This window comes from Mesorhizobium sp. (genome assembly GCF_965229135.1).
In the GTDB taxonomy this organism is placed as follows: Bacteria; Pseudomonadota; Alphaproteobacteria; order Rhizobiales; family Rhizobiaceae; genus Mesorhizobium.
Window position 1 is genome coordinate 1,753,329 of sequence record NZ_OZ245860.1, and the last position, 21,272, is coordinate 1,774,600.

Annotated in this window: 21 protein-coding genes; 8 read left to right on the plus strand and 13 right to left on the minus strand. The window is 61.3% G+C overall.

The annotated features are described in order from the left end of the window. The first annotated feature begins 41 nt into the window (after positions 1–41). The 3 genes from ACO07C_RS08640 (at position 42) to ACO07C_RS08650 (ending at position 3,745) form a co-directional block, all read left to right on the plus strand. A complete protein-coding gene (locus tag ACO07C_RS08640; protein ID WP_421913757.1) occupies positions 42–902 on the plus strand; it encodes a YgfZ/GcvT domain-containing protein in 861 nt (286 codons plus the stop codon). Further along, positions 902–1,540: a hydrolase gene (locus ACO07C_RS08645; protein WP_421913758.1), complete on the plus strand. Its 639-nt coding sequence runs from the start codon at positions 902–904 to the stop codon at positions 1,538–1,540. The genes ACO07C_RS08640 and ACO07C_RS08645 overlap by 1 nt, the downstream gene beginning before the upstream one ends. A gap of 63 nt (positions 1,541–1,603) precedes the next feature. Then, entirely contained in the window at positions 1,604–3,745 is a 2,142-nt protein-coding gene (locus ACO07C_RS08650; protein ID WP_421913760.1) for a putative bifunctional diguanylate cyclase/phosphodiesterase, read from the plus strand. A 65-nt stretch (positions 3,746–3,810) separates the two neighbouring features. Here ACO07C_RS08650 and ACO07C_RS08655 read toward each other — a convergent pair whose 3' ends face one another. Further along, the gene (locus ACO07C_RS08655) at positions 3,811–4,701 is read right to left on the minus strand and encodes a fatty acid desaturase family protein (RefSeq protein ID WP_421913761.1); all 891 of its coding nucleotides are present in this window, start codon (positions 4,699–4,701) and stop codon (positions 3,811–3,813) included. A 112-nt stretch (positions 4,702–4,813) separates the two neighbouring features. Between ACO07C_RS08655 and ACO07C_RS08660 the strand changes: the two genes are divergently transcribed. Then, positions 4,814–5,725, plus strand: a complete 912-nt coding sequence (locus tag ACO07C_RS08660) for a LysR substrate-binding domain-containing protein (RefSeq protein ID WP_421913762.1) — start codon at positions 4,814–4,816, stop codon at positions 5,723–5,725. 28 nt (positions 5,726–5,753) lie between these two features. Here ACO07C_RS08660 and ACO07C_RS08665 read toward each other — a convergent pair whose 3' ends face one another. The 9 genes from ACO07C_RS08665 to ACO07C_RS08705 all read right to left on the minus strand — a co-directional run bounded on the left by ACO07C_RS08665 (position 5,754) and on the right by ACO07C_RS08705 (position 15,579). Next, positions 5,754–6,026, minus strand: a complete 273-nt coding sequence (locus tag ACO07C_RS08665) for a DUF3303 domain-containing protein (protein WP_421913763.1) — start codon at positions 6,024–6,026, stop codon at positions 5,754–5,756. 17 nt (positions 6,027–6,043) lie between these two features. Beyond that, positions 6,044–7,507, minus strand: a complete 1,464-nt coding sequence (locus ACO07C_RS08670) for a RimK family protein (RefSeq protein WP_421913764.1) — start codon at positions 7,505–7,507, stop codon at positions 6,044–6,046. Positions 7,508–7,512: 5 nt separating this feature from the next. Further along, positions 7,513–8,610, minus strand: a complete 1,098-nt coding sequence (locus ACO07C_RS08675; RefSeq protein ID WP_421913765.1) for a peptidase C39 family protein — start codon at positions 8,608–8,610, stop codon at positions 7,513–7,515. Between the two features lie 239 nt (positions 8,611–8,849). Then, on the minus strand, positions 8,850–9,641 hold the full coding sequence (locus ACO07C_RS08680; protein ID WP_421913766.1) for an anti-sigma factor family protein: 792 nt from the start codon (positions 9,639–9,641) through the stop codon (positions 8,850–8,852). After that, positions 9,638–10,156: a sigma-70 family RNA polymerase sigma factor gene (locus tag ACO07C_RS08685; RefSeq protein WP_421913767.1), complete on the minus strand. Its 519-nt coding sequence runs from the start codon at positions 10,154–10,156 to the stop codon at positions 9,638–9,640. The genes ACO07C_RS08680 and ACO07C_RS08685 overlap by 4 nt, the downstream gene beginning before the upstream one ends. 172 nt (positions 10,157–10,328) lie before the next feature. Next, a complete protein-coding gene (locus ACO07C_RS08690) occupies positions 10,329–13,070 on the minus strand; it encodes a DUF2339 domain-containing protein (RefSeq protein WP_421913768.1) in 2,742 nt (913 codons plus the stop codon). A 38-nt stretch (positions 13,071–13,108) separates the two neighbouring features. Beyond that, complete coding sequence (locus ACO07C_RS08695; protein ID WP_421913769.1) at positions 13,109–13,528, minus strand: PaaI family thioesterase; 420 nt, start codon at positions 13,526–13,528, stop codon at positions 13,109–13,111. Next, positions 13,525–14,301, minus strand: coding sequence for a DNA repair protein RecO (gene recO / locus ACO07C_RS08700; protein ID WP_421913770.1), 777 nt, complete (start codon positions 14,299–14,301; stop codon positions 13,525–13,527). The genes ACO07C_RS08695 and recO overlap by 4 nt, the downstream gene beginning before the upstream one ends. A gap of 126 nt (positions 14,302–14,427) precedes the next feature. After that, entirely contained in the window at positions 14,428–15,579 is a 1,152-nt protein-coding gene (locus ACO07C_RS08705; RefSeq protein ID WP_421913771.1) for a porin, read from the minus strand. Positions 15,580–16,181: 602 nt separating this feature from the next. On the opposite strand from ACO07C_RS08705, the gene ACO07C_RS08710 reads away from it, so the two are divergent. Genes ACO07C_RS08710 through ACO07C_RS08720 form a run of 3 tightly spaced genes read left to right on the plus strand, consistent with a single transcriptional unit; the run spans position 16,182 to position 18,618 of the window. Continuing rightward, positions 16,182–17,021 carry a DUF1295 domain-containing protein gene (locus tag ACO07C_RS08710; protein ID WP_421913772.1) on the plus strand — a complete coding sequence of 280 codons (840 nt, stop codon included), beginning with the start codon at positions 16,182–16,184 and terminating at the stop codon, positions 17,019–17,021. Further along, complete coding sequence (locus ACO07C_RS08715) at positions 17,018–18,049, plus strand: SAM-dependent methyltransferase (protein WP_421913773.1); 1,032 nt, start codon at positions 17,018–17,020, stop codon at positions 18,047–18,049. Before ACO07C_RS08710 ends, ACO07C_RS08715 begins: the two co-directional genes overlap by 4 nt. A 5-nt stretch (positions 18,050–18,054) precedes the next feature. Continuing rightward, positions 18,055–18,618, plus strand: a complete 564-nt coding sequence (locus ACO07C_RS08720) for a hypothetical protein (protein WP_421913774.1) — start codon at positions 18,055–18,057, stop codon at positions 18,616–18,618. Between the two features lies 1 nt (position 18,619). Here ACO07C_RS08720 and ACO07C_RS08725 read toward each other — a convergent pair whose 3' ends face one another. Continuing rightward, the gene (locus ACO07C_RS08725) at positions 18,620–19,030 is read right to left on the minus strand and encodes a DUF2177 family protein (RefSeq protein WP_421917474.1); all 411 of its coding nucleotides are present in this window, start codon (positions 19,028–19,030) and stop codon (positions 18,620–18,622) included. A gap of 186 nt (positions 19,031–19,216) precedes the next feature. On the opposite strand from ACO07C_RS08725, the gene ACO07C_RS08730 reads away from it, so the two are divergent. Continuing rightward, entirely contained in the window at positions 19,217–19,597 is a 381-nt protein-coding gene (locus tag ACO07C_RS08730) for a DUF2147 domain-containing protein (RefSeq protein ID WP_421913775.1), read from the plus strand. 21 nt (positions 19,598–19,618) lie between these two features. On the opposite strand, the gene era is transcribed toward ACO07C_RS08730, so the two are convergent. Both era and rnc read right to left on the minus strand, forming a co-directional pair. Then, complete coding sequence (gene era, locus ACO07C_RS08735) at positions 19,619–20,551, minus strand: GTPase Era (RefSeq protein ID WP_421913776.1); 933 nt, start codon at positions 20,549–20,551, stop codon at positions 19,619–19,621. Then, entirely contained in the window at positions 20,548–21,270 is a 723-nt protein-coding gene (gene rnc, locus ACO07C_RS08740; RefSeq protein ID WP_421913777.1) for a ribonuclease III, read from the minus strand. Before rnc ends, era begins: the two co-directional genes overlap by 4 nt. Positions 21,271–21,272 lie beyond the last annotated feature (2 nt).

Consider the following 21,272-nt stretch of genomic DNA (forward strand, 5'->3'; position numbering starts at 1 on the left):
TAAAGGCCAGCACTTTTGCAAGATCAGGTTCATTTCCACCCATGCCCTTTGCCCTGCTGAAAGACCGTGCCCTCATTTCCGTGTCAGGTCCTGATGCAGAACACTTCCTGCAAAATATCCTCACCACCGACCTCGATACGCTTCATATTGGTGAGGCAAGGCCAGGCGCCCTCCTGACGCCGCAAGGCAAGATCCTGTTTGATTTCCTGATCTCGCGTGCCGGTGAAAACGCCTTCCGGCTGGAATGCCGCGCCGACATCGCCGCCGATTTCGTGCGCCGGCTGATGCTCTACAAATTGCGCGCCAAGGCCGAGATTGCCAAGACGGATCAGGCTGTTGTCGCCATCGCATGGGGAGACGATTCAACGTCCTCACACGCTGATTCAAATTCGGTTTTGGACAAACGCTTCACGGACGCGGCCGTCACACGCACCTATGATGACACAGCAAATGTCGGCGAACCCGCTCCCTGGAACGCCTTTCGCATCGCCAATGGCATTGCCGAAAGCGGCACCGACTATCAGCTCGGCGATGCCTTTCCCCATGATGTCCTGCTCGACGAGACCGGCGGCGTGGGTTTCAAGAAAGGCTGCTATGTCGGCCAGGAGGTTGTCTCCCGGATGCAGCATCGCGGCACGGCCCGTCGGCGCGTGCTGATCGTCTCGGCTGGGCATCCCCTGCCCGCTTCGGGTACGGAACTGACCGTGGAAGGCAGACCGCTCGGCACGCTTGGCTCGACCGCCGGAACCGCCGGCCTCGCCATCGCCCGTATCGACCGGGTCAAATCGGCGCTCGACGCCGGCCAGGAAATCCTGGCGGGCGAGGTTCCCGTTTCGCTGGCCATTCCCGCATGGGCGAAATTTGGCTTCCCACAGGAAACCGTCGGCGCGGAGGGTGCCTGATGGCGGCCGATCGCGCCGGCGCGCCGCCGCGCGCCTGGCAACGCATGCTCTCCGGCAGGCGGCTCGACCTGCTCGATCCGTCGCCACTTGATGTCGAGATTACCGACATCGCCCATGGACTCGCCCGTGTCGCCCGCTGGAACGGCCAGACCAGCGGCGAGCACGCTTTTTCAGTGGCCCAGCATTCGCTGCTGGTCGAGGATCTCTTCTGTGACATCGCGCCCGAAGCATCGGCTGATGCGCGACTGGCGGCCCTGCTCCACGATGCGCCGGAGTATGTCATCGGCGATATGATCTCGCCGTTCAAATCGGTGATGGGCGGAAGCTACAAGGATTGCGAGTTCCGATTGCAGCGCGCCATTCATCTGCGCTTCTCGCTGCCGCACGAGCTCAACCCGGGCCTGCGCAAGGAGATCAAGCGGGCCGACCAGATCGCCGCCTATTTCGAGGCGACACTGCTCGCCGGCTTCTCGATCGCCGAGGCAACGGAGTTCTTTGGCAGGCCGCGCGGTTTCCACGCGGATCGCTTCGATTTCACGCCTCGCTCGGTCACTTGGGCGCAAAATGCCTTCCTGAAGCGGTTTGCAGCGATCGAAAGCCAGCGTCGAGCGGTTGTGGCCGCGTATCCAAGCAACTGAATACGGTAAATTAACCGGCGGGGTTAACAGTACCGTGCTGGATCACGGTCTGCAGGCGCGCCCATGCCCGTCGCTGATTTCAAGGCTGGTTCGCCCACCCTGGCACGGGAGGCCGAAGGCGTTGGTCCGATCAAACAGATTGAAGACGAGTTGCGCGAACAGAACGAGCGTTTTTCGGCGGCCGTCGAAAACATGTCGCATGGCCTGTGCATGTTCGATGCCGACGAGCGCATGATCATCTGCAACGGGAACTATATCCGCATATTCTGTCTCGATGCCAAGGTCATGCAGCCGGGCATTCGATTTTTCGATATCCTGCGGCACAGCGTCGACATTGGTGTCGCCTCGCAGAGCGCCGAAGAACTCTATGCCATCCGGAAACCCTATATCGATCAGGCAAAACCCTCGACCTATGAGGAGACCCTTGCGGATGGGCGCATCATCAACATTTCCCACCGGCCGCTGGCTTCGGGTGGGTGGGTGTCGATCTACGAGGACATCACCGAAAAGCGACATGCCGAACAGAACCTGACGGAACAGCACCGCCGCTTCGACGCCGCGCTCGCGAACATGTCCCAGGGTTTGCTGATGTATGATGCGGACGGCAAGCTGATCGTGCGAAACCAGCGTTTTCTGGAACTCTATGGGCTGGATGAGGCCGACTTCCCGTTTGGCCTCACGCACCGCGAGTTGCTCAATCTGTTGGTGAGCAAGGGCGTTTATGCCGGCATAGACATCGAGGACGAGGTTTCCAAGACCGATGTATGCCTGCGTGCCGGGCAAACACGGGCGACACACCGCCATCTTGCCGACGGCAGGACAGTGATGATCTCGCGCCGGCCGATGAGCGGGGGCGGCTGGGTCGCCACTTTCGACGACGTCACCGAGCGCCGGCGTGTCGAAGAGCGCATGACACACCTGGCTCATCATGACACGCTGACCAACCTGCCCAACCGTTCCATGTTCCGCGAACGGCTCGACCAGGCTTTGAGCGACACCAAGGACACGCGTCTTGCGGTGTTCTCGCTCGACCTCGACCGCTTCAAAGCCATCAACGACACCTGGGGGCATCCGGCAGGCGACTGGCTGCTGAAATGCGTGGCCGAGCGTTTGCAGAACTGCCTACACGATGAAACGGATATGGTCGCCCGTTTCGGCGGCGACGAGTTCGTCATCATCCAGTTCGACGCCAAGGGCCAGGATGACGCCGAGAGGCTCGCCAGGCGCATCGTCGAGGCCATCGGAAAGCCGTTTCACGACAACAGCCGCGACATGCATGTCGGCATCAGCCTTGGCATCGCGCGTTTCCCTGAAGATGGCAAGGACGCCGAAACGCTGCTGAAAAACGCCGATATGGCGCTCTATCGAGCGAAGAGCGAGGGACACAACCTGTACCGCTTCTTCGAGCCGGACATGGACGCGATGGTGCTGGCGCGCCGCGCGCTTGAAGCAGACCTTGAGGCAGCACTGCCGCATCGTGAGTTCGAGCTCGACTTTCAGCCGATCATGAATATCGCCTCCGGCGAAGTCGTTGGAGCCGAAGCCTTGATGCGATGGCACTCGCCAACGCGGGGGCTCGTTCAGCCGGATGAATTCATCAGGGTCGCGGAAGAAACCGGGCTGGTCGTGCCGCTCGGCGAATGGGCGTTGAGAAAGGCCTGCACCACCGCGGCCAGATGGCCCTCCGGACTGCGCATCGCCGTCAACGTTTCGGCCATGCAGATCAGGAGCGGCGCCTTCGCACGAAGCGTCATCTCGGCGCTGGCCCATTCCGGAGTGGCGGCTGACCGGCTCGAACTCGAAATCACCGAGACCGTGCTGATGGACGAGAGCGATACGGTGCTCAAAGCGCTCCGGCAGTTGCGCGATCTCGGCGTCCGCATCGCCCTGGATGATTTTGGCACCGGCTACTCGTCGCTCGGCTATCTGCGCCGGTTTCCCGTCGACAAGATCAAGATCGACCGTTCCTTCATCCGCGATATCGACAAACGCGACACCGCCGCGATCGTGCGCACGATCATCGGGCTCGGCGCCCAGCTTGGCATCACGGTTACGGCGGAAGGTGTGGAGACAGACGCGCAGCTTGACTTCCTGCGCCAGGAAGGTTGCGTCGAGGCGCAAGGCTATCTGATCGGCGCACCGTCGAATGCAGCGACAATGCAGCGCCTGCTCAGATCGGCCACTCCGCGCCGCCAATCCAAGTGAGCGCTGTTGGAGCATCGGGGGTTCGGCGGAATTGAAATTTACGCTGGCCCGGCGGGCCAGCACGCTCAACGCAATGTCTCTATGTATTTTTCGTGGAAGCTGACATAGCCGGGCTCGACCACCTTGAGATGCCGTTCAATCAGCGCATGGAACTCCGGCAATTGATGAAACGGCACGCCAGGATAGGCGTGATGCTCAGCGTGAAAAGGCATGTTCCAGGCCAGCTTACGCACCACCCAGTTGGTCAGTGTCGTCCTGGTGTTTTCCAGCATGTTGGCAACGAACGGGCAACGGCCGTGCTCGGCCAGCAGGTAAAGCCGCAGGAATGGCTGGCCGAGCAGAGCGGGAATGATCCAGACATAGAGTAGTACTGTCGCCTTGAACCAGACAGCCAACGCCAGCATCAGGACATAAAAGGCGATCATGGCGCGCGCCTCAGCACGCACTTTGGGACGGCCTTTCGGCGGCACGTAACTATCGTGAGAGTCACGCGTGGCATTGCCGTAGAGCGTTTGGATGTGGCCCCACCACAAGGGAATGCCGGAGACATGCACGAGGTACTGCCGCAGCGTCTCCGGCTTGGGAAAAGCCAGTTCCGGATCATTCTCGGGATCCTGGGTGAAGCGGTGGTGGGCGAAGTGAAAGTAGCGGAACCAGTCGGCAGGCAATGCGAGCGCCAGGCTGCAAACCCGCGCCACGGCGTCGTTCAACCATTGTGTCTCGAAAGCGGTCCGATGCACCGTCTCATGCAGCAGCGTGAACAGGAAGACGATCAGGATACCTTGCGGCAGCATCAGCAGCGGCCAGAACGGAACCTTCGCGGCAATCAGCGACCCGATGACCACGATCGCCCCCCAATGGGCGCCGAGTTGAACCAAACCCGCGACATCCGACTTGGCGGTGATACGACTGCGCTCTTCCGGGGTCAGTGACGCAATGATGTCGCGATGGTCCATCTGCTTCGATCCTGGTTCGGGATTGCTGGAGACCACCTTAGCCGATCAAAAAACTTTTCAAAAACGACGTTTCGTGCGATTTGGATAAGTTAAGCTTACCTATCTGGCGGTCATGGTCGCACTTCCATCGCTAAAGGGACTACAGGCCTTCGAAGCCGCGGCGCGTACCGGCAGCTTTGCTGCGGCAGCGGAGGAGCTTTCGGTCTCGGCTGCTGCCGTCAGCCAGCTCATCCGCACTGTCGAGGATCAGATGGGCCGCAGGCTGTTCCACCGCATCAACCGGCGTGTCGTCCTTACAGAGGCCGGTGTCGAGGTGCTGCCCAGGCTGACCATGGCCTTCCACGAGATCGGCAGCGTCGCCCGCGAATTGGGAGGCGACGCGTTCCGCCCGCGCCTGGTTGTGTCGGTACCGCCGTCCATGGCCATGGGCTGGCTTTCACAGCGTCTCGCCGGCTTCGCGGCAGGTCATGGTAGTGTCGACATATCGCTCAGAGGCGACGACGACCCGGTGGCGTTCGATCGTGAGTTGATCGACATCAGGCTCTCCTACGGCCCGCACTATCGCGAGCATCCGACCGAAGACATCGTCCGGGACGCCGTCTATCCCGTTTGCGCAGCAGGGCTCGCCGAAGCGATCAGCCCCCAGGCCCTCGCCAACCTGCCGCTGATCCACACAGACTGGGGACCGACGGGGGCTTCCTTTCCATCCTGGCGCAACTGGTTCGAAGCAGCCGGCATCGAGCCCGGCCGGGCAGTGGACCGCGGCCTCTCGGCCAACTCATCGCGGGCAGCGCTTGACCTGGCCATCTCAGGTTTGGGTGTCGTGCTGGCGCAAGGAATCTATTGTGCCGAGGCGCTGGAAGACGGCAGGCTGGTCCGACCTGTCGCCCAAGCGTTGGAACTGCGCCAGCCCTATTGCCTGACGATCCCGGAGCGCAGCGCAAGGCGCGATGTGGTGGTGGCATTTCGCCAGTGGCTGACCGAGGAATGCCGGCGCGCGGTCGGCTCACCCGCGTTGCGTTGAGCGAAGCAGCCGGATGGCTCGTGGCCGATCAGAGATGCCCGCTCAAAGCCCCGACCATGTCCTTGCTCGTCGCCACCGGAACGATCTCGAACTCCACCAGATCCGCCCATTCGATGACCCATCGCTGCAGCAGCGTCACGTCATCGGCCTCAACCAGCAGAAAGCAGCGGCTCATATCCGCCGCGATCCAGCTGTGGTGCACGAGAAGCTCGTCCGGCTTAAGGCGGCCGCGGTCTCGGAAACGGCGGTAAATTTCCTTGCGGTCGCAGCCGGTAAAATCCTCGATCACGATGAACTGCATCTTTTCCCTCCGGGGAATTACCGTCCCGGTCGGTCCAGCCGCTCCAGGAACCACTGCGTCAGCCGCACCCAGACTTCGTCCTTTTCGCCGGAATCCTCCCAGCCGTGGTCGAGGTTGGGATTGTCGTTGACCTCAATGACGAAGACACCGTCCTTGGTCTCCTTGAGATCGACGCCGTAAAGGCCGTCGCCGATGCAGCGCGCCGCCTTCACAGCTGTCTCGACGACATGGGCCGGCGTCTCCTTGAGCGTGAAGGTCTTGATGCCGCCCTGGTCTGGCTTGCCGTTGGCCTTGTGGTTGACGATCTGCCAGTGCTTCTTTGCCATCAGATAGTGGACGGCAAACAGCGGCTGGCCACCGAGCACACCGACGCGCCAGTCATATTCGGTCGGAATGAATTTCTGCGCGATCAGAAGATCGGAATCTTCCAGCCATTCGGTCGCGAGCGTCTTCAATTCGTCGAAGGTGCCGCATTTCTTGACGCCGCGCGAGAACGAGGAATCAGGGATTTTCAGCACCAGCGGAAAACCGAGCGTCTGTGCAGCCAGCTCAAGGTCCGATGTGCCGGCAATCATCACCGTCGGCGGCACGGGAACCTTGTTGTAGGTCATCAGCTCGTTGAGATAGACCTTGTTGGTGCAGCGGATCATCGACAGCGGATCATCGATGACGGGCATGCCTTCCTGCTGGGCGCGGCGCGCGAAGCGATAGGTATGATTGGAGATCGAGGTGGTCTCGCGAATGAACAGCGCGTCGTAATTGGCGAGCTTGGCCAGATCCTTCTTGGTGATAGGTTCGATTTCGACGCCCATCTTTTCGGCAATCTTGGCCCAGTAGCGAAGTGACGAAATCTGCGATGGCGCCAGTTCCTCATGAGGATCGACCAGCGTGGCGAAAGTGTAGCGCGCCGGAGTGCGGCCCTTTGTGTCGCGCCATTCGCGGTTGGTGTAGGTCTCCAGGCACTGGATGAAGTGCGCTTCCTCTTCCTCGGTCATCCGCGCCAGCGGGTGGAAGCCTATCTTGCGGATCGAGGCCCATTCGGCGCTGTCCTTGATGTGGACCTCCAGCGCCGGCGCCCGGAACCAGTCGAACAGAAGTTTGGCGAAGCGGTCCCAGACCTTGGAGGGGCCGATGCCGAAGAAGATGCACACCTTTTGCGGAAAGGCGCCGCCCAGATCCTTGCGGCATTTGTTGAGGGCGAGTTCCAGTTCCGGCAACGCGTGCTCATAGAGCTTGCGCTCGGACAGGTCGATCATGGTCTCGACCGTCGGGATGACCTTGTGGCCGCGCGAACTGGCCAGCAGCGAGGCATAATAGCCGCGGCTCTGGTAGCCGTAGCTGTTCGACAGGTTGATAACCTTCGGGCGCTGGCCACGAAACAGCGAGGGGTGCGCGAGGTAGTCGCGGTTGGTGATGATCTTGTGCGGTGTCGCCACCTGGTCGAGATCGCTCTGCCGGCCTGTCAGGATGACCCAGGTCATTGTCTTCAGCGCTTTCCGAGAATGATAGCCGCGCGCAACCCGTCGCGGCCGAACTGGGCCATGTTCATGAAGATGCCGTAGGGCACTGGAATGTTGGCGGCATCAAGGATTGTTTCCTGCTTCTCGTCCTCGACCCAGGGATCGTGGATCAGAATATGGTCGCCGTCATCGCCGATTGCCAGCACCCAGTGGGGCACCTTCTTGCCGAACATGATGAAGCCGCTGATGAGCACCAAAACCAGCTTTCCCTTCGCGATCGCCGCGCGGATATCGTCGATGACGAACGAACGGTAATTGACCGGGATGCCGTATTGTTCCGCGCGGCGGCGAAAATCGACCTGCGCCAGTTCCATCACCCGGCGCTTGTCCTCGCTGCGCACCGACTGCAAAAATAACGCACCGTAGAAGGACACATAGATCTCGGCGGAAAGTCCGCTTTCGTGACCGGCGACGGCCAGTCCGAACGGCTCGCAGCCGCCAGGACCCGACATCATGAAAATCGTCGTCGCCTCACGCCACAACCGGATTTCCATGACCGGATCCGGCACGAAGCCGCGATCGAAATTGGACATCGCCATCATCAGGCAGCACGGGCCGCAGGTGAATTCGCAGGTCTGCTGATAGAAGGGAACGCTGGTCGCGATCGGTATGTCGCCGCGCAGGGTCTTTTCATAGCGCAGCGCCGTCTGGCCGTCGCCATAGTAGCCGGGCTCGCGGCCGATCTTGCGATAGCCGCTTTGCTCATAGATGCGGATGGCCCTGGCATTGTCTTCGCGCACTTCGAGTCGAAGCATCATGCGGCCATGTTCGAAAGCCGCCTCCTCCGCCCGCTCGAGCAGCAACCGGCCGATGCCGCGCCCACCAAAGAAGGGGCTTGTAGCGATGGAATAAAGGCGCGCCACTCCGCTGCCCTTTCGGAACAGCACGACGGCATAACCGGCAACGTGGCCATCATGCTCGGCGACCAGCATCTCGGCTGTCTCGCGTTCGATCAGCTGGCGAAAGGAACGACGGGAAATGCGGTCGCTCGCGAAAACAGCCTTCTCGATGGCAGCGAGGTCATCGACGTCGGTCGCGCGGGCCGTGCGGATCTCGGCAGGCATGCGGGCTCGGAAAACCTCGATTGGGTTGTGGAAAGGCCCTTGTCGAAACACTGCTGATATCAGCCGAACTGCCGATGATCATCAAGCGCTATCGCACCTGGATTAGGGCCGAATTGTGACAGTTCCGGCCCAGCGGGCGCACCCGAAATTCGGAACGCATTCTGGCGAGCAAACACAGTGCGAGGTCATCCTCGCGCACAAGGAGGAAACGCAACGCCGTCGTCCATAGGGCGAGCCCCTTAGCTGTCCAGGCCATTCACGAGTTGGGTGTAGGCGCTCCTGGCCACGGCCGACAGTCGCTCATGCGGCAGCGAACCGACAACGGCGCAGCCATAGCCCCTGTCCAGCCAATAGACGGCCTGGGGGCCATCTTCCGCCGATGCGTAGGTGCCCTTGGCATTCTCCGACGATTCCGCGGTGACGAAGAGAGAAATGCGCTCGCCCTTGTCATCCTGGTAAAGCAGCATCGCGGCTTTGCCCTGCCCTGCCGGCAAGAGCCGGCCACCGACCAACTGGAACCCGTCGGCGGTGAGATCCGGCGCCACCAGCTTCAACCCCACACGGTTGGACAGCCAGGTCTGGAGATGATCCTTGTCGCTTGCCGGCACTTCAACCGCGTGCCGTTGTTCCGCGGCATAGATGACATGAGCCGCGATCGCCTGTTCGGCAAGCTGATCTTCCGCCGGGTCTTCCAGACCCAGGTGATCGATGCCGGCAAGATAGCCGCCAACACCGCCAACGGCGAGGACTGCGGCAGCGGCAGCCGAAAGCCACCAGCGCGAACGTGGCGCCGCCCCTTTGGTGGGGGTCTCGCCGAGCAAGGCCTTGCGCAGTCGCGCCGGCACCGGTTCATCGATCACGCCGGCGAAGGCGGCGCGCAGTGCGGAGCGATCGGCTGTATAGCGAACGCTCTTCGCCTTCATCTCGGGATTGGACTCCAGCCATGTCTCGTAGGCCACGCGTTCGTCGGCCGGAAGCTCGCCGTCGAGTGCCATGTGGATGTCGCGTTCGGAAAAATCGCGCCGGATCATTTTTCGACGATCCTTATCGTTCGCCGGCGGGCCGTGTCGTCCAGCAATCCGCGCAACTCCTCGCGTCCACGCGCGATCCGCGACATCAGCGTGCCGGCCGGCACGCCTAGGATGTTGGCGGCCTCGGCATAGGAAAATCCTTCGATGGCCACCATCACCAGTGCAGCGCGGCGATCAGGGCTGATCGCCTGCAATGCGTCGATGATTTCGCGCGAAGCGATGCTCTCCAACTGCTCGGCCGGCGCGGCGAGTGCCTCGCCCGCCTCCAACGGCAGTATCGCGGCCTCACCACGCCGGTTTACCTTGCGCATCTGGTCGATGAACAAATGATGCATGATCGTAAACAGCCACCTCCGGGGGCTTTCTCCGGTCTGCCAATTGTCGAGCCGGACGAGTGCCCGCTCGAGACAATCCTGAACGAGGTCGTCGGCTGCATCACGGTCGCGCACAAGCGAGCGTGCGTAACGGCGCAGGCGCGGTATTTCGCCAAGGATTGATGCCTTCTTCTCGTCCATAACCGCTGGTTCTGAACTCGCCTCTTGCCCGGAACAATTGAACGCGCCTTCTCGGCGCGGCGCAAGCGGCCAGAGCGAAGCGGTCCGCCGCCTCGGTCACCCGAGCAATGGTGTAACGCTGCCAACGATCATTTTATTCCCGCGCCGAGCGGAAACCCATGATTCCTTACGACTATGCATTTTCCTTCGCCGCACGGGTCAGCAGGCGCTGATAGAACAGTCCAATCCCGATGAGAACCGCACCGAGGCCGATGAAGGACAACGCCCGCAGCACCCCTTCGAGCTCCGACATGTCGAATAGAAAGACCTTGAGAACGGCGACTGAAATCAGTGCGGCAGAGGCAATGCGCAGAACCTGCGACTTCAACCAGACTCCAGCAGTGAGAAGCGCGACCCCCATGACCAGCCACAGGGCCGAATAGGTGTAGGTTTCAACCTGACCAAGGCCACTCCAATAGCCGATGAACTCGCCCTTCAAAAATCTCCTGACCGATAGGGTGGCATAGGCAAAGGCAAGCAATGCCGCCGCCAGTGCTAGCATGGCGGCGTACCATCTCGGCCGTTTGTCGCGGGCGTACAGCGCCAGCCCGCCAGCAGCGATAGCCGGCAACAGGTAAGCGAGAAACAGCAGGTTGAATACCGGGATCCGGCCCGTGGATTCATCGGTGAAGAGCGGATTCAACGTTGCGAAATGCTGCCCGACAATGAAAAGCACCGAGGCCGCCCCTGCCGCCATCGATCCATAGCGAAGTACGGAACTGGGTTGGCGTCGATCGATTGCGATCAGAATGGCGCCGGCGCCCAGTGCAATCAGCGTGTAGATAGCTTGCTCGGCCAGTGATGGCGCACCGCTGCCAATGACGCCGCCATGCATGGCATGGCGCACCAGCATGGCTATGGTGAGCAGCGCGAACAGTGCCGCCGCTGCCTCCATCGCGAGGCGCGGCCGGCCATTGGTGGTGCGGGCAAGCTGCCAGGCGGCAAAGCCGAAGGCGAGCGCAGGGACGCCGTATCCCGGCAAGAGCCAGTTGAAAACCGGCGTCGTCGACAGGAATTCAGCGCCCACGATTGTCGGATCGAACACGACGCGGCAAAGCACCGCGATGGCCGCGCCCACGGAGATCCAGCCGAGCACAGGGTAGCCGCGCCAGCGGGTGGCCAGCGCCGGCACGATCGCCGACGCTCCGATCATGATGGTGGTCATGCCGGAACCGAACGCCATATGCAGCATCAGAAGCGCCGCGACAGCCGCGCCGCCGAGCGCGAATGAAACGGCTGCACCGCCCTTCCTCGGCGGTGTTTCCCGGCCTGCGATCCATTCGCCGCCGGCCGCGAATGCCACCACCAGCAGCGCTGCGCCAAACGCGTAGCCGAAGTCGCGATCGAGATTGCCGAAGGTGAACCAGAGCGAAAACAGGATCACCAGCGGCACGATCACACTCCAGGCGGCCCACGAAGCGGCGCGGACCGGCGCCGATGCGGCCGACTTTCGGGCGGCCCGGAAGCCTGAAACGATGAAGAAAAGCGCGAGCACGATGCCGATCCTGAACGTCAGGGTGTCGGCAGTGACCACCGCGACGCCGTTAACGTTCAAACTGCCACCGGGAAAGTCCGAGGCAACGGCCGTCGGCGGTATGATGCCGAGATAGATCATCACCGTGGCCAGCCCGGCAGCGTAGAGAAGCGGTATCGCGCGCGTCCTGTAGAGGGCCACCAGCACGAGAAAGACGATCAAGACGGCTCCCGGCAAGGCATCGCCGGCTGTGGCGAACTCGGGATCGACGAACAGCGCGAGAGCGGAAAGTGACACGAAACTTGCCGGCACGACGGATGGCCAGTCAAAGCCAGCGAGCGGCTCGGTTTCTGCATTGCGGCCAAGCCAGATGAAGGCTAGCACCGCCAGCGTGACGGTATCGATGAACAGGATGGCCGAGAGGTTCGCGCCCGGCGAATCGGTCATGTAGAGGATGGTCCAGATGCCTGTGCCGGCGAAGGCCGCCGCCATCAGCAGCGCCCAGCCACGCAGCCGGGCAATGGCGCCGGTTGCCGCCAGAACGATCGCCAGATAGCCGAACAGAGCCCACGGGCTGGGTGCCTGGGATGAAACCAGCATGGGCGTCACGATGGCGCCCAGCAGGCCAATCCCGGCCAGGGATTGGCCGTGAACAAGGGCGGCCCCGATTGTTGCAATGCCTATAGCGCCCAGCAACACGAAGGCGAACGCAGGTCCGATAAAGCCGTAGACGCCATAGGCGGCATAGACGGTGCCGAACAGGATGAAAGCGCCGGCGGCCGTCAGGATCGCCGGGATATAGGCCCCGGCGGTGCCTTGCACCGGCACCTTTAACCCGGTGCGGCGAATGAATTCACCGCCGGCCACCAGTAGCAGACCGAATATCACGGCCATGATCAGACGGACACCAGGGCCAAAAATGCCTGCTTCGATCGTGTAACGGATCAGGAAAAGGCCACCAAGCGCCAGGGCGATACCGCCGACCCAGACCGCCCATCGCGTGCCGAGCGCCGTTTCGACATCGGACCGCCGGGCGGCCTTCGCCGGCGCGGGGGGCTCGGCAGGTCCGGACGCCGCAGGCACGGCCTCCTTGACAGTCCAGGGTCCGGGCACGGCCTCGGCGGTGGTTCCAGCCTCCAGCGCCGCCGCCTGTGGCGGGACTTCGCTATCGGGTATCGATGCGGCATCCAAGGCAGCCGCCGCAAGCGCATTCTCGGGCCGGTCGCCATCGGAGGCCTGTGCGGCCGGGATGGCCTCCGGCAGCGTCGTGCGCACCCCCGAATTCACGAGACTGCGCAACGCACCCAACTCGCGCTCGATCAGGCCGATTCGGCTCTGCTGACGGGACACGATGACGAACAGCGCGATAATGGCGACAAGGCCGATCAGGCTTTCAAACATTGCGGTTCCCCCAAACCGGACCGATCCTTGCAGTCACGTCAACGCACCGCCAGATTGGCGGCCGGAAAGATCGAGCATGTTTCAGTGCCAAAGGCCAGCAACTTGCCGCAGGCATCCTTCAACGCCGCCGCCGAGACCGCCAGCCCCTTGTGAACCACTTTGAACTCGCACACCACATCGCCCGTCACTGGCGTGATCGGCCGCGTCAGGTTCACCTTGAATTCCGCCGTCGCGGAGGCCTCGCCCTTATCGTTTGGCATGCCATGGAACACGGCACGCCCTTCCGATACTCCATTGATGACGAAATTGAGCTGAAGGGAGATTGGCGGCGCCGGGTAACGGTTGTCGATGATGCGCTGGGGCAGCTCGATGCCGGTGTACTTGAGAATGTCCTCATGCGGAATGGTGCCTGGACAGAGCATAGCGACACGACAGGAATGAAGTTTCACCTCGCTCATGCGGCGCTTTCTCCAGCCGTGGTTTCCGCGACTACTTTCTTGCGGGATGCATGGTGCTTGCGCAAAGCGGCAAGGAAGCCGGCCCGCGCACCCGGCTCCTCGATGGCGCGTGGCTCGTAGACATGGCGGGCAAGGAAGAACGCGGTAAGCCGAAACGCATCTTCGACCGCCGACGGATCGGCGCGCAGGCCGGAGCCGCGCTGCAGAAAGGCGGGTAGCACCAGCATCTTGTCGCGCCACGGCATCCCCGCTTCGCGCGACACGGCGCGACCGGACTTCGGCGAGACGTAGGCAAGATCGTGCCGGCTGCCGGTCGCGGCACATTGGCTGAGATCAAGGCCAAAGCCGAGTTCATCCAGGACAAGGAGCTCGAACCGGGCCACCAGTTCGCCGGCCGCGTCGGCGTCATCGAGATGGGCGATCATCACGCCGAGCGTCTCGTAAAGCCCGCCATGTGCATCGCGTTCGGGCAGAAGACGCAGATGCGAGGCCATGGTCTGCAGACCATAGACGGCAACGGCGCTGTCCATCAGGCGCGCGGCGTTCATCTCGATCGCCTCCACCTGAAAGGTGCCGAGATGTTCGTCAAGACGTGCCCGCCACAGAAGATCGACGCGGTTGCCGGGCTGTAAAACGGGTTGTTGCTTGCGCGAACGCCCGCCGCGCACGAGGCCTAGATGCCTGCCATGCGCGCGCGTCATCACCTCGAGAATGGCGCTGGTTTCGCCATGCTTGCGAGTGCCGAGAATGATTCCCTCGTCGCGCCATTCCATGACGAGAGCTTTTCACCCGTTGGGTCGCGAAATCAAGATGAGGGTGGTCCAGGCAATTTTGAAATGGCGCGACCAAACAGGTCGACCGCCCGCCGCGACACGCGGCGGGCGGTCCGTTAGGCCAAATTAGAACGAGCGCTGGAAGCGGAGAATGCCGCCGATGTTGCTCTTCTTGGTCGCACCCGCCCATACGGAATTGAGCGGGGTGTCATTGCCGACGTTCTGGTAGTCGACTTCAGCGGTGATGGTATAGCCGGGGACGATGGTATAGGCGATGTTGGCGGCTATGCCGAGGTTCTTCCAGTCGTCATAGGAGATCTGGGCGTTGAACGCCGTCTTGTTGTTGAACTTGTAGGTGCCACCGCCCCAGATTGCCCAGTTGCCGCCCCACTGCTTGTAGAAGCCGCGGCCCTTGGCATTGATAGAGTTGGACGGATCGGTCAGGTTGTCGTTCGTACCGTAGCCGGCCATGACGAACAGCGACAGTTCCTTGCTGACAATCACGTCCACACGAACCTTGCCGGCCACTTCCTCGTAGTTGCTGTCATAGGCTGCGACGCCGGTGATCGCACCCCAGTCGCCCTTGTACTTCAAGCCGCCGACCACATGCGGGACATAGCTGTCGATGGTGCCGACGCTGCCGGCGCCTTCTTCGAGCGAGACCAGGCCCGAGAAGCCGCTGCCGGCATCGAAGTAGTATTGAACGACGTTGCTCTCCTGCCCACCATACGGCACGATCGTGTCCTGGATGACGTTGCCGGCATAGCCGACAAACGTATCGAAAGCGGTATCGTCCTTACCGACACGCAGGCCGCCGAGCTGAATCCAGGCGTAGCGCAGTGAGAGAGACTTGTTACGGCCCTGCCAGTCGCTGCCTGCGCCGAGATAGTCGCCGCTGCTGTTGCCGAAGTTGAATCGGGTCTCGGTATAGGTCTTCAAGGTGCCAAGTTCGGTTTCCTGGCCGGTCCAGGTCTTCAGCGTGAAGCGGGTGTTCTTATAGTAGGTCGAGTGGGTGTCACCGCCCATGTGGTCGGGAACGTGGTTGACGCCATCGAACGTGCCGGCGTCGCCAACGCCAATGTCATAGCGGACATAGCCGCCGATGCGCAGGCAGGTCTCGGTGCCAGGGATATAGAAATAGCCGGCGCCGTAGACGTCGCAGACCTTGACGTATTGAGCGGGTTCCGGCTCGGCGACGACGACAGCATCGGCCGCACGAGCGCCGGAGACTGCGATCATTGCCGCAGCGGAGCCGAGAAGAAGGCTCTTGATGTTCATTTTCTGACCTCTCCAGTCATAATTGCAATTGGCTTCGGAATTTGTGGCTGACAGCAGCATTCTCCGCCTTACCCCACGTCGAAAAAGGCTCGCATCGCGCCCCTCTTTCGGCGGCGAACATACTCATCGACCCTCAGCCTTCAATGACAAACTCCGAAATAATGTCTCCAAAATAGACAGATTATCCTCGTGTTGTACAAATATCACTCCAAACAATACGAATGGCACAAATGGAACATTGCAGTATTTGTTTTATAATTACTTAGATGTTTTCCGGCTAATCATTATGAATAAGCATGACAGCCTCACCTTACAACGGTTTTCAGAATTATATTCCTACATAGCGATTTTTCTCGGAATCATGTCTCAATGACCCCGTCCTATCGGAAATGAGAATCCCAAAGCGAGCACAGCCTTGATGTGGAGGGCAACAGGCCACCATGCAGCGGTGAATGAACTTGCCGCCTGACGCAGCGGAATATGGAAAACAGTGCAGACGATCCGTTGGTGAAGGCTTTTGCTGGCGGAACGAAACTCTCGCGGGCATTGTCGCGTTATTGGCCTGAGAACAACGCATCCCGAACGAATCCGGACATCATTCCGTGACGCTTGCCGCCGAAATCATCGTCATCGCCATTTCTCTGTCGCTTATCATGACGGGAGCGTGGGCAGTCGCGGTCCGCTCGGGACAATCCGGATGGGTCGATGCAATATGGTCGTTTGCGGTCGGAGGCGTCGGCGTTATGGCATCGCTCTATTCTCTAGGCGACTGGCCACACACGACACAGCGACAGCTTGTCGTCGCCGGCCTGGCGGGAATCTGGTCGCTAAGACTCGGTCTGCATATTGTCGCGCGTACAAGGAAGGGCGGCGACGATCCGCGCTATCGGCAGTTGCGCAAGGAGTGGGGCGATAATTTTCGCGGCCGTCTGTTCTGGTTCCTGCAGATCCAGGCCGCTTGCGCGCTTTTGCTGGTGATCGCAATCGCCGCCGCCGCGCACAATCCCGCGCCTGCTCTTGGTTTCGGCGACTGGCTGGGCGTTCTCATCCTCGCCGTCGCCATCGGCGGCGAAGCCGTGGCCGACCGCCAGCTGACCCGCTTCCGTGCCGATCCCGCCAACAAGGGCCGCGTCTGCGACATTGGCTTGTGGGCTCTTTCGCGCCATCCGAACTACTTCTTCGAATGGCTGGGCTGGCTTGCCTATGCCGTCATCGCCATCGACCTCAGTGGAGCGTATCCATGGGGATGGATTGCGCTGTGCGGTCCCGCCTTCATGTACTGGCTGCTGGTCCACGTCTCCGGCATTCCACCGTTGGAGGCGCATATGCTGCGATCGCGCGGCGACAGCTTTCGCGCCTATCAGGCACGCGTCAACGCTTTCTGGCCCGGACCGTCAATGCCGCCATCCTCCCTCCAGACGCCAAAGAGTGGCTCCACATGAACCTGATTGCCTCCGCCATAAACACCGTCGAGCGCACGCCATTGCCGGACCCGCTGACCCGGTACGGTATACAATTCCTGGTCGGTCGAACCAGACGCCGCCTTTCGGCGGTATCGATGTCCACCGAAGGCGATTTCGCTCGCGCCATGGCCGAGCACCCGATCGCCACCCATGTCGAGGCAGCCAACGAGCAGCACTACGAACTGCCGCCGGCTTTCTTCGGTCTGACCCTTGGACCACGTCGGAAGTATTCCAGTTGCCTCTATGGCAATGGCGCCGAAACGCTGGCGCTGGCGGAAGTCCATGCGCTTGAAGAAACCATCGCCCATGCCGATATCGTCGATGGACAGCGCATCCTGGAGCTTGGCTGCGGCTGGGGCTCGCTGACCCTGTTCATGGCGCAACGCTTTCCCGCTGCGCGGATTGTCGCCGTTTCCAATTCAGCGCCGCAACGCCGCTATATTGAAGAGCAGGCGAAGGAACGCAATCTCGACAATGTGCGCGTCGTCACCGCCGACATGAACGACTTCTCGCCGGAAGGGCTCTTCGACCGCGTGGTCTCGGTCGAGATGTTCGAGCACATGTCGAACTGGAAGAAGCTGCTGGAACGGGTCAAGGGCTGGATCGCTGATGACGGCAAGCTGTTCCTGCACGTCTTCACCCATAAACAAGGTTGCTATCGTTTCGATCATGCCGACAAGAGCGACTGGATAGCCAACCACTTCTTCACCGGCGGCGTCATGCCCAGCCACGGGCTTATCCGGCGCTTTCCCGAGATCTTCGAGGTCGAGCAGGAATGGCGCTGGAGTGGTCTTCACTATCAGCGCACGGCCGAGGACTGGCTGGCCAATTTCGACGCCAATCGTGCACAGATCGATCGTATCCTGAGCGACGTCTATGGTGCCGATGCCGCGCTGTGGCGGCGGCGCTGGCGGTTGTTCTTCCTGGCAACCGCGGGACTGTTCGGTCATGCCAATGGCGAGGAGTGGGGCGTTAGCCACTATCGCCTGCGCCCGGCAAAGAGCTGACAGACTTGAGCCTCTCATCACTTTGGCAATCGCTTCGTGCCTACGCCGCGCATGACGATCCTCTCGTCGCGACCGCCAACCTGATTGCGCTGGTTGTCGTCTCCAACCAGCCCTTCTATCCGCTCTATCTCTACTGGATCGTCGGGCCGGACATCGCACCGTCGTTCTGGTTGTTCCTGTCGACGCCATTCTTCGCGGCAGTGCCCGCCGTGGCCCGGCTATACCCAACCGCTGGCCGTGCCTTGCTGCCGGTTGCAGGTATTGCAAACACGATGCTGAGCGCCAAGGTGTTCGGCGTTGCATCGGGCGTCGAGATGTTTCTCATTCCTTGCGTGCTGATCGGCTTCGTTGTGTTCAGGCCCAGTGAACGCCTGATCGGGTTCGCGATCGCGGGCGCCGCTTTCCTCGTTTTCACATTCCTGCATGGACGCTATGGAGCGCCGGTACACCTCTATTCGCCACTGGAATACGCGGCCTTCGTCAAGCTCAACGCGACAAGCGTTGGGACGCTGACGGCCTTTGTCGGCTTGCTGGCCTCAGGCTTGATCGGCGAGCGCAACAACCGCTGAACTATGCCGCGCGGGCAAAGTACCGGGCGATTAGGAACCCCAACGTCGCTGCCACGCCCGACAGTATGGTTCCCCAACACAGGTCAGCAATGGTTATCTGAACCGGCCAGTTCTTCAAAGTCGCCTGATTGGTCAGGTCATATGTGGCATAGGCAACGAAGCCCAACACGGCGCCGTTGAGAGTTGCCGTAGCCGCACTTCCCGTGGCCAAGGCCGGCCGAACGGCAAAGTAGACGATACCGCCGACATAGATGGCGTAGAAGAGAACGGCTGGCGTCGGGTTGAACCCATCGACGAGCATGTCACCAAGCAGCGGCCTGTAAAGCCGGCTTGCCGTCAACGTCAGCCAGATCGAATCGATGCCGAGGAACACGAGCGCCGTGGCGACATAGGCTATTGCGTAAACTCCCAACAAGCGTCTCTCCTGTGCTGGCCTTTTTCTATCCGCTGCAAGAACGGCAAATGCGTCCATACAGTTTCGCCATCCAGGCGCGCATCAGCCGATTGCCATCAACAGACCGAAAAAATCGATCCATCGCCGAAACTCCAAGCGGCTCAACCGCGTATTTGCCCGGACACGGCGACGAGGATGGCATGCATGAAAGCAAAGAAGATCGTGATGGGATTGAGCGTTCTGTGGCTGGCAAGTGCCGCCGTGGCTGCATCCCAGCCTGACCCCAGCGGTATCTGGATGCGTGGCGACGGCAATGCGAAAGTACGCATTGCCCCTTGCGGCTCCGATATCTGTGCCACCAATGTGTGGATCAAGGATACCAGCGGCGGCGAACATGTCGGCGACAAACTGGTGATGACGGTAAAGCCGAAATCCGCGGACACGCTGGCTGGCCAGGCTTTCGACCCCAAACGAAACCTGACCTATTCGATCCAGGTCAAGGTCAAGAAAGCGAGCCTCGTGACACGCGGCTGCATCGTTGGCGGCCTTGTCTGTAAGAATGTAAACTGGGCGCGCGCCAACTGAGGCGTCGCGAATCAGTTTCACTCAGCGGGGGAATTCGAGCCCCATTTCGCGGTAACGCTCGGGGTCGTCTCCCCAGTTTTCGCGCACCTTGACGAACAGGAACAGATGCACCTTCTGTTCGAGGATGCCTGCGATCTCCATACGCGCGGCCTGGCCTATGGCGCGGATCGTCTCGCCCTTGTGGCCAAGCACGATCTTCTTCTGACTGTCGCGCTCGACATAGATGGTCTGGTCTATTCGCACCGAGCCATCCGCCTTCTCTTCCCATTTCTCGGTCTCGATATGCGAGGAATAGGGCAACTCCTGATGCAGCCTTAGATAGAGCTTTTCGCGGGTGATCTCGGCGGCAAGCTGGCGCATCGGCAAGTCGGAAATCTGATCCTCGGGATAATACCAGGGACCGGCGGGCAGCGTTTCAGCCAGATAGTCGAGCAAGTCCTTGCAACCCGAACCGGTCAGGGCCGAGACCATGAAGGTGCGCTTGAAAGGCACTTTTTCGTTGGCTGCGGCCGCCAGGGCCAACAGTGCCTCGTGCTTGACCCGGTCGACCTTGTTGAGGATCAGCACCATTGGCTGGCGCACGTCCTTCAATCGCTCCAGGATCGCATCGGCATCGCCACGGATGCCGCGTTCGGCGTCGATCAGCAGGAGCACGATGTCGGCGTCCTTGGCTCCGCCCCACGCGGTGGTCACCATCGCAGTATCCAGCCGGCGTTTCGGCTTGAAGATGCCCGGCGTGTCGACAAAGACAATCTGCGCATTATCATGCATGGCAATGCCGCGCACGATGGCGCGCGTCGTTTGCACCTTATGCGTGACGATCGACACCTTGGCCCCGACAAGCTGGTTGACCAGCGTCGATTTTCCCGCATTGGGAGCGCCGATCAGCGCGACGAAGCCGGAGCGTGTTGCGGCGGCTTCCGTTACCGGAGCAGCGTCTTCAGTTGCGGTCATGCTGCGCTTCCTTGTTTAAGCCAGACGCCTTCGCGCACAAGCAATGCTGCGGCAGCAGCCTGTTCAGCCTCGCGCTTGGAGCGTCCACTCCCGGTTGCCAGTTGGAAACCGCCGACCTTGACGCTGACAGTGAACAGCGGGTCGTGGTCTGGTCCTTCGCGGCTTTCGATCTTGTAGGCCGGCACGGCGGTTGCCGCCTGATGCGCCCATTCCTGCAACTCGGTCTTGGCATCGCGGCGGGCAGCCCCGGTGGCTTGCGCGCGCGATTGCCAGTATTTGTGTATGAAGGCACGGGCCGCCTCCAACCCACCGTCGAGGTAGAGCACGGCGATCAGAGACTCCAATGCGTCGGCGCGCAGATTGACGCGTTTGCGCCCATCCAGGCCACGCACATCGGAGCCGGCACGGATCAGTTCTGGCAGGCCGATATCCTCGGCGATTTCCGCCAAGGCTTCGGCATTGACCAGGGCATTGAGCCGAACCGACAGTTCCCCCTCGGCCGCGTCCGGAAACGCCGCCAGCAGCATGTCCGCGACAACAAGACCCAGAACGCGATCGCCGAGGAATTCAAAACGCTCGTAGTCGACGCCTGCATGGCTGCTGCGCGCGCTGGCATGGGTCAGCGCACGCTGCAGCCGCTGGCTATCGGCAAATGTGTGACCGATGCGCCTCTTGAGCTCATCGGCAAGCGCATCCGCCGACAACCGCTTCGTGGCCATCC

What these genes read in the sequence shown, in the direction of transcription:
- ACO07C_RS08665 (WP_421913763.1), bottom strand. Translation starts at nt 6,026, where the DNA reads ATGCAGTTCATCGTGATCGAGGATTTTACCGGCTGCGACCGCAAGGAA.
- ACO07C_RS08685 (WP_421913767.1), bottom strand. Translation starts at nt 10,156, where the DNA reads ATGGACGAGAAGAAGGCATCAATCCTTGGCGAAATACCGCGCCTGCGC.
- ACO07C_RS08640 (WP_421913757.1), top strand. Translation starts at nt 42, where the DNA reads ATGCCCTTTGCCCTGCTGAAAGACCGTGCCCTCATTTCCGTGTCAGGT.
- ACO07C_RS08715 (WP_421913773.1), top strand. Translation starts at nt 17,018, where the DNA reads ATGAACCTGATTGCCTCCGCCATAAACACCGTCGAGCGCACGCCATTG.
- ACO07C_RS08650 (WP_421913760.1), top strand. Translation starts at nt 1,604, where the DNA reads ATGCCCGTCGCTGATTTCAAGGCTGGTTCGCCCACCCTGGCACGGGAG.
- ACO07C_RS08660 (WP_421913762.1), top strand. Translation starts at nt 4,814, where the DNA reads ATGGTCGCACTTCCATCGCTAAAGGGACTACAGGCCTTCGAAGCCGCG.
- ACO07C_RS08670 (WP_421913764.1), bottom strand. Translation starts at nt 7,507, where the DNA reads ATGACCTGGGTCATCCTGACAGGCCGGCAGAGCGATCTCGACCAGGTG.
- ACO07C_RS08695 (WP_421913769.1), bottom strand. Translation starts at nt 13,528, where the DNA reads ATGAGCGAGGTGAAACTTCATTCCTGTCGTGTCGCTATGCTCTGTCCA.
- ACO07C_RS08730 (WP_421913775.1), top strand. Translation starts at nt 19,217, where the DNA reads ATGAAAGCAAAGAAGATCGTGATGGGATTGAGCGTTCTGTGGCTGGCA.
- ACO07C_RS08705 (WP_421913771.1), bottom strand. Translation starts at nt 15,579, where the DNA reads ATGAACATCAAGAGCCTTCTTCTCGGCTCCGCTGCGGCAATGATCGCA.
- ACO07C_RS08645 (WP_421913758.1), top strand. Translation starts at nt 902, where the DNA reads ATGGCGGCCGATCGCGCCGGCGCGCCGCCGCGCGCCTGGCAACGCATG.
- recO (WP_421913770.1), bottom strand. Translation starts at nt 14,301, where the DNA reads ATGGAATGGCGCGACGAGGGAATCATTCTCGGCACTCGCAAGCATGGC.
- ACO07C_RS08675 (WP_421913765.1), bottom strand. Translation starts at nt 8,610, where the DNA reads ATGCCTGCCGAGATCCGCACGGCCCGCGCGACCGACGTCGATGACCTC.
- ACO07C_RS08680 (WP_421913766.1), bottom strand. Translation starts at nt 9,641, where the DNA reads ATGATCCGGCGCGATTTTTCCGAACGCGACATCCACATGGCACTCGAC.
- rnc (WP_421913777.1), bottom strand. Translation starts at nt 21,270, where the DNA reads ATGGCCACGAAGCGGTTGTCGGCGGATGCGCTTGCCGATGAGCTCAAG.
- ACO07C_RS08655 (WP_421913761.1), bottom strand. Translation starts at nt 4,701, where the DNA reads ATGGACCATCGCGACATCATTGCGTCACTGACCCCGGAAGAGCGCAGT.
- era (WP_421913776.1), bottom strand. Translation starts at nt 20,551, where the DNA reads ATGACCGCAACTGAAGACGCTGCTCCGGTAACGGAAGCCGCCGCAACA.
- ACO07C_RS08690 (WP_421913768.1), bottom strand. Translation starts at nt 13,070, where the DNA reads ATGTTTGAAAGCCTGATCGGCCTTGTCGCCATTATCGCGCTGTTCGTC.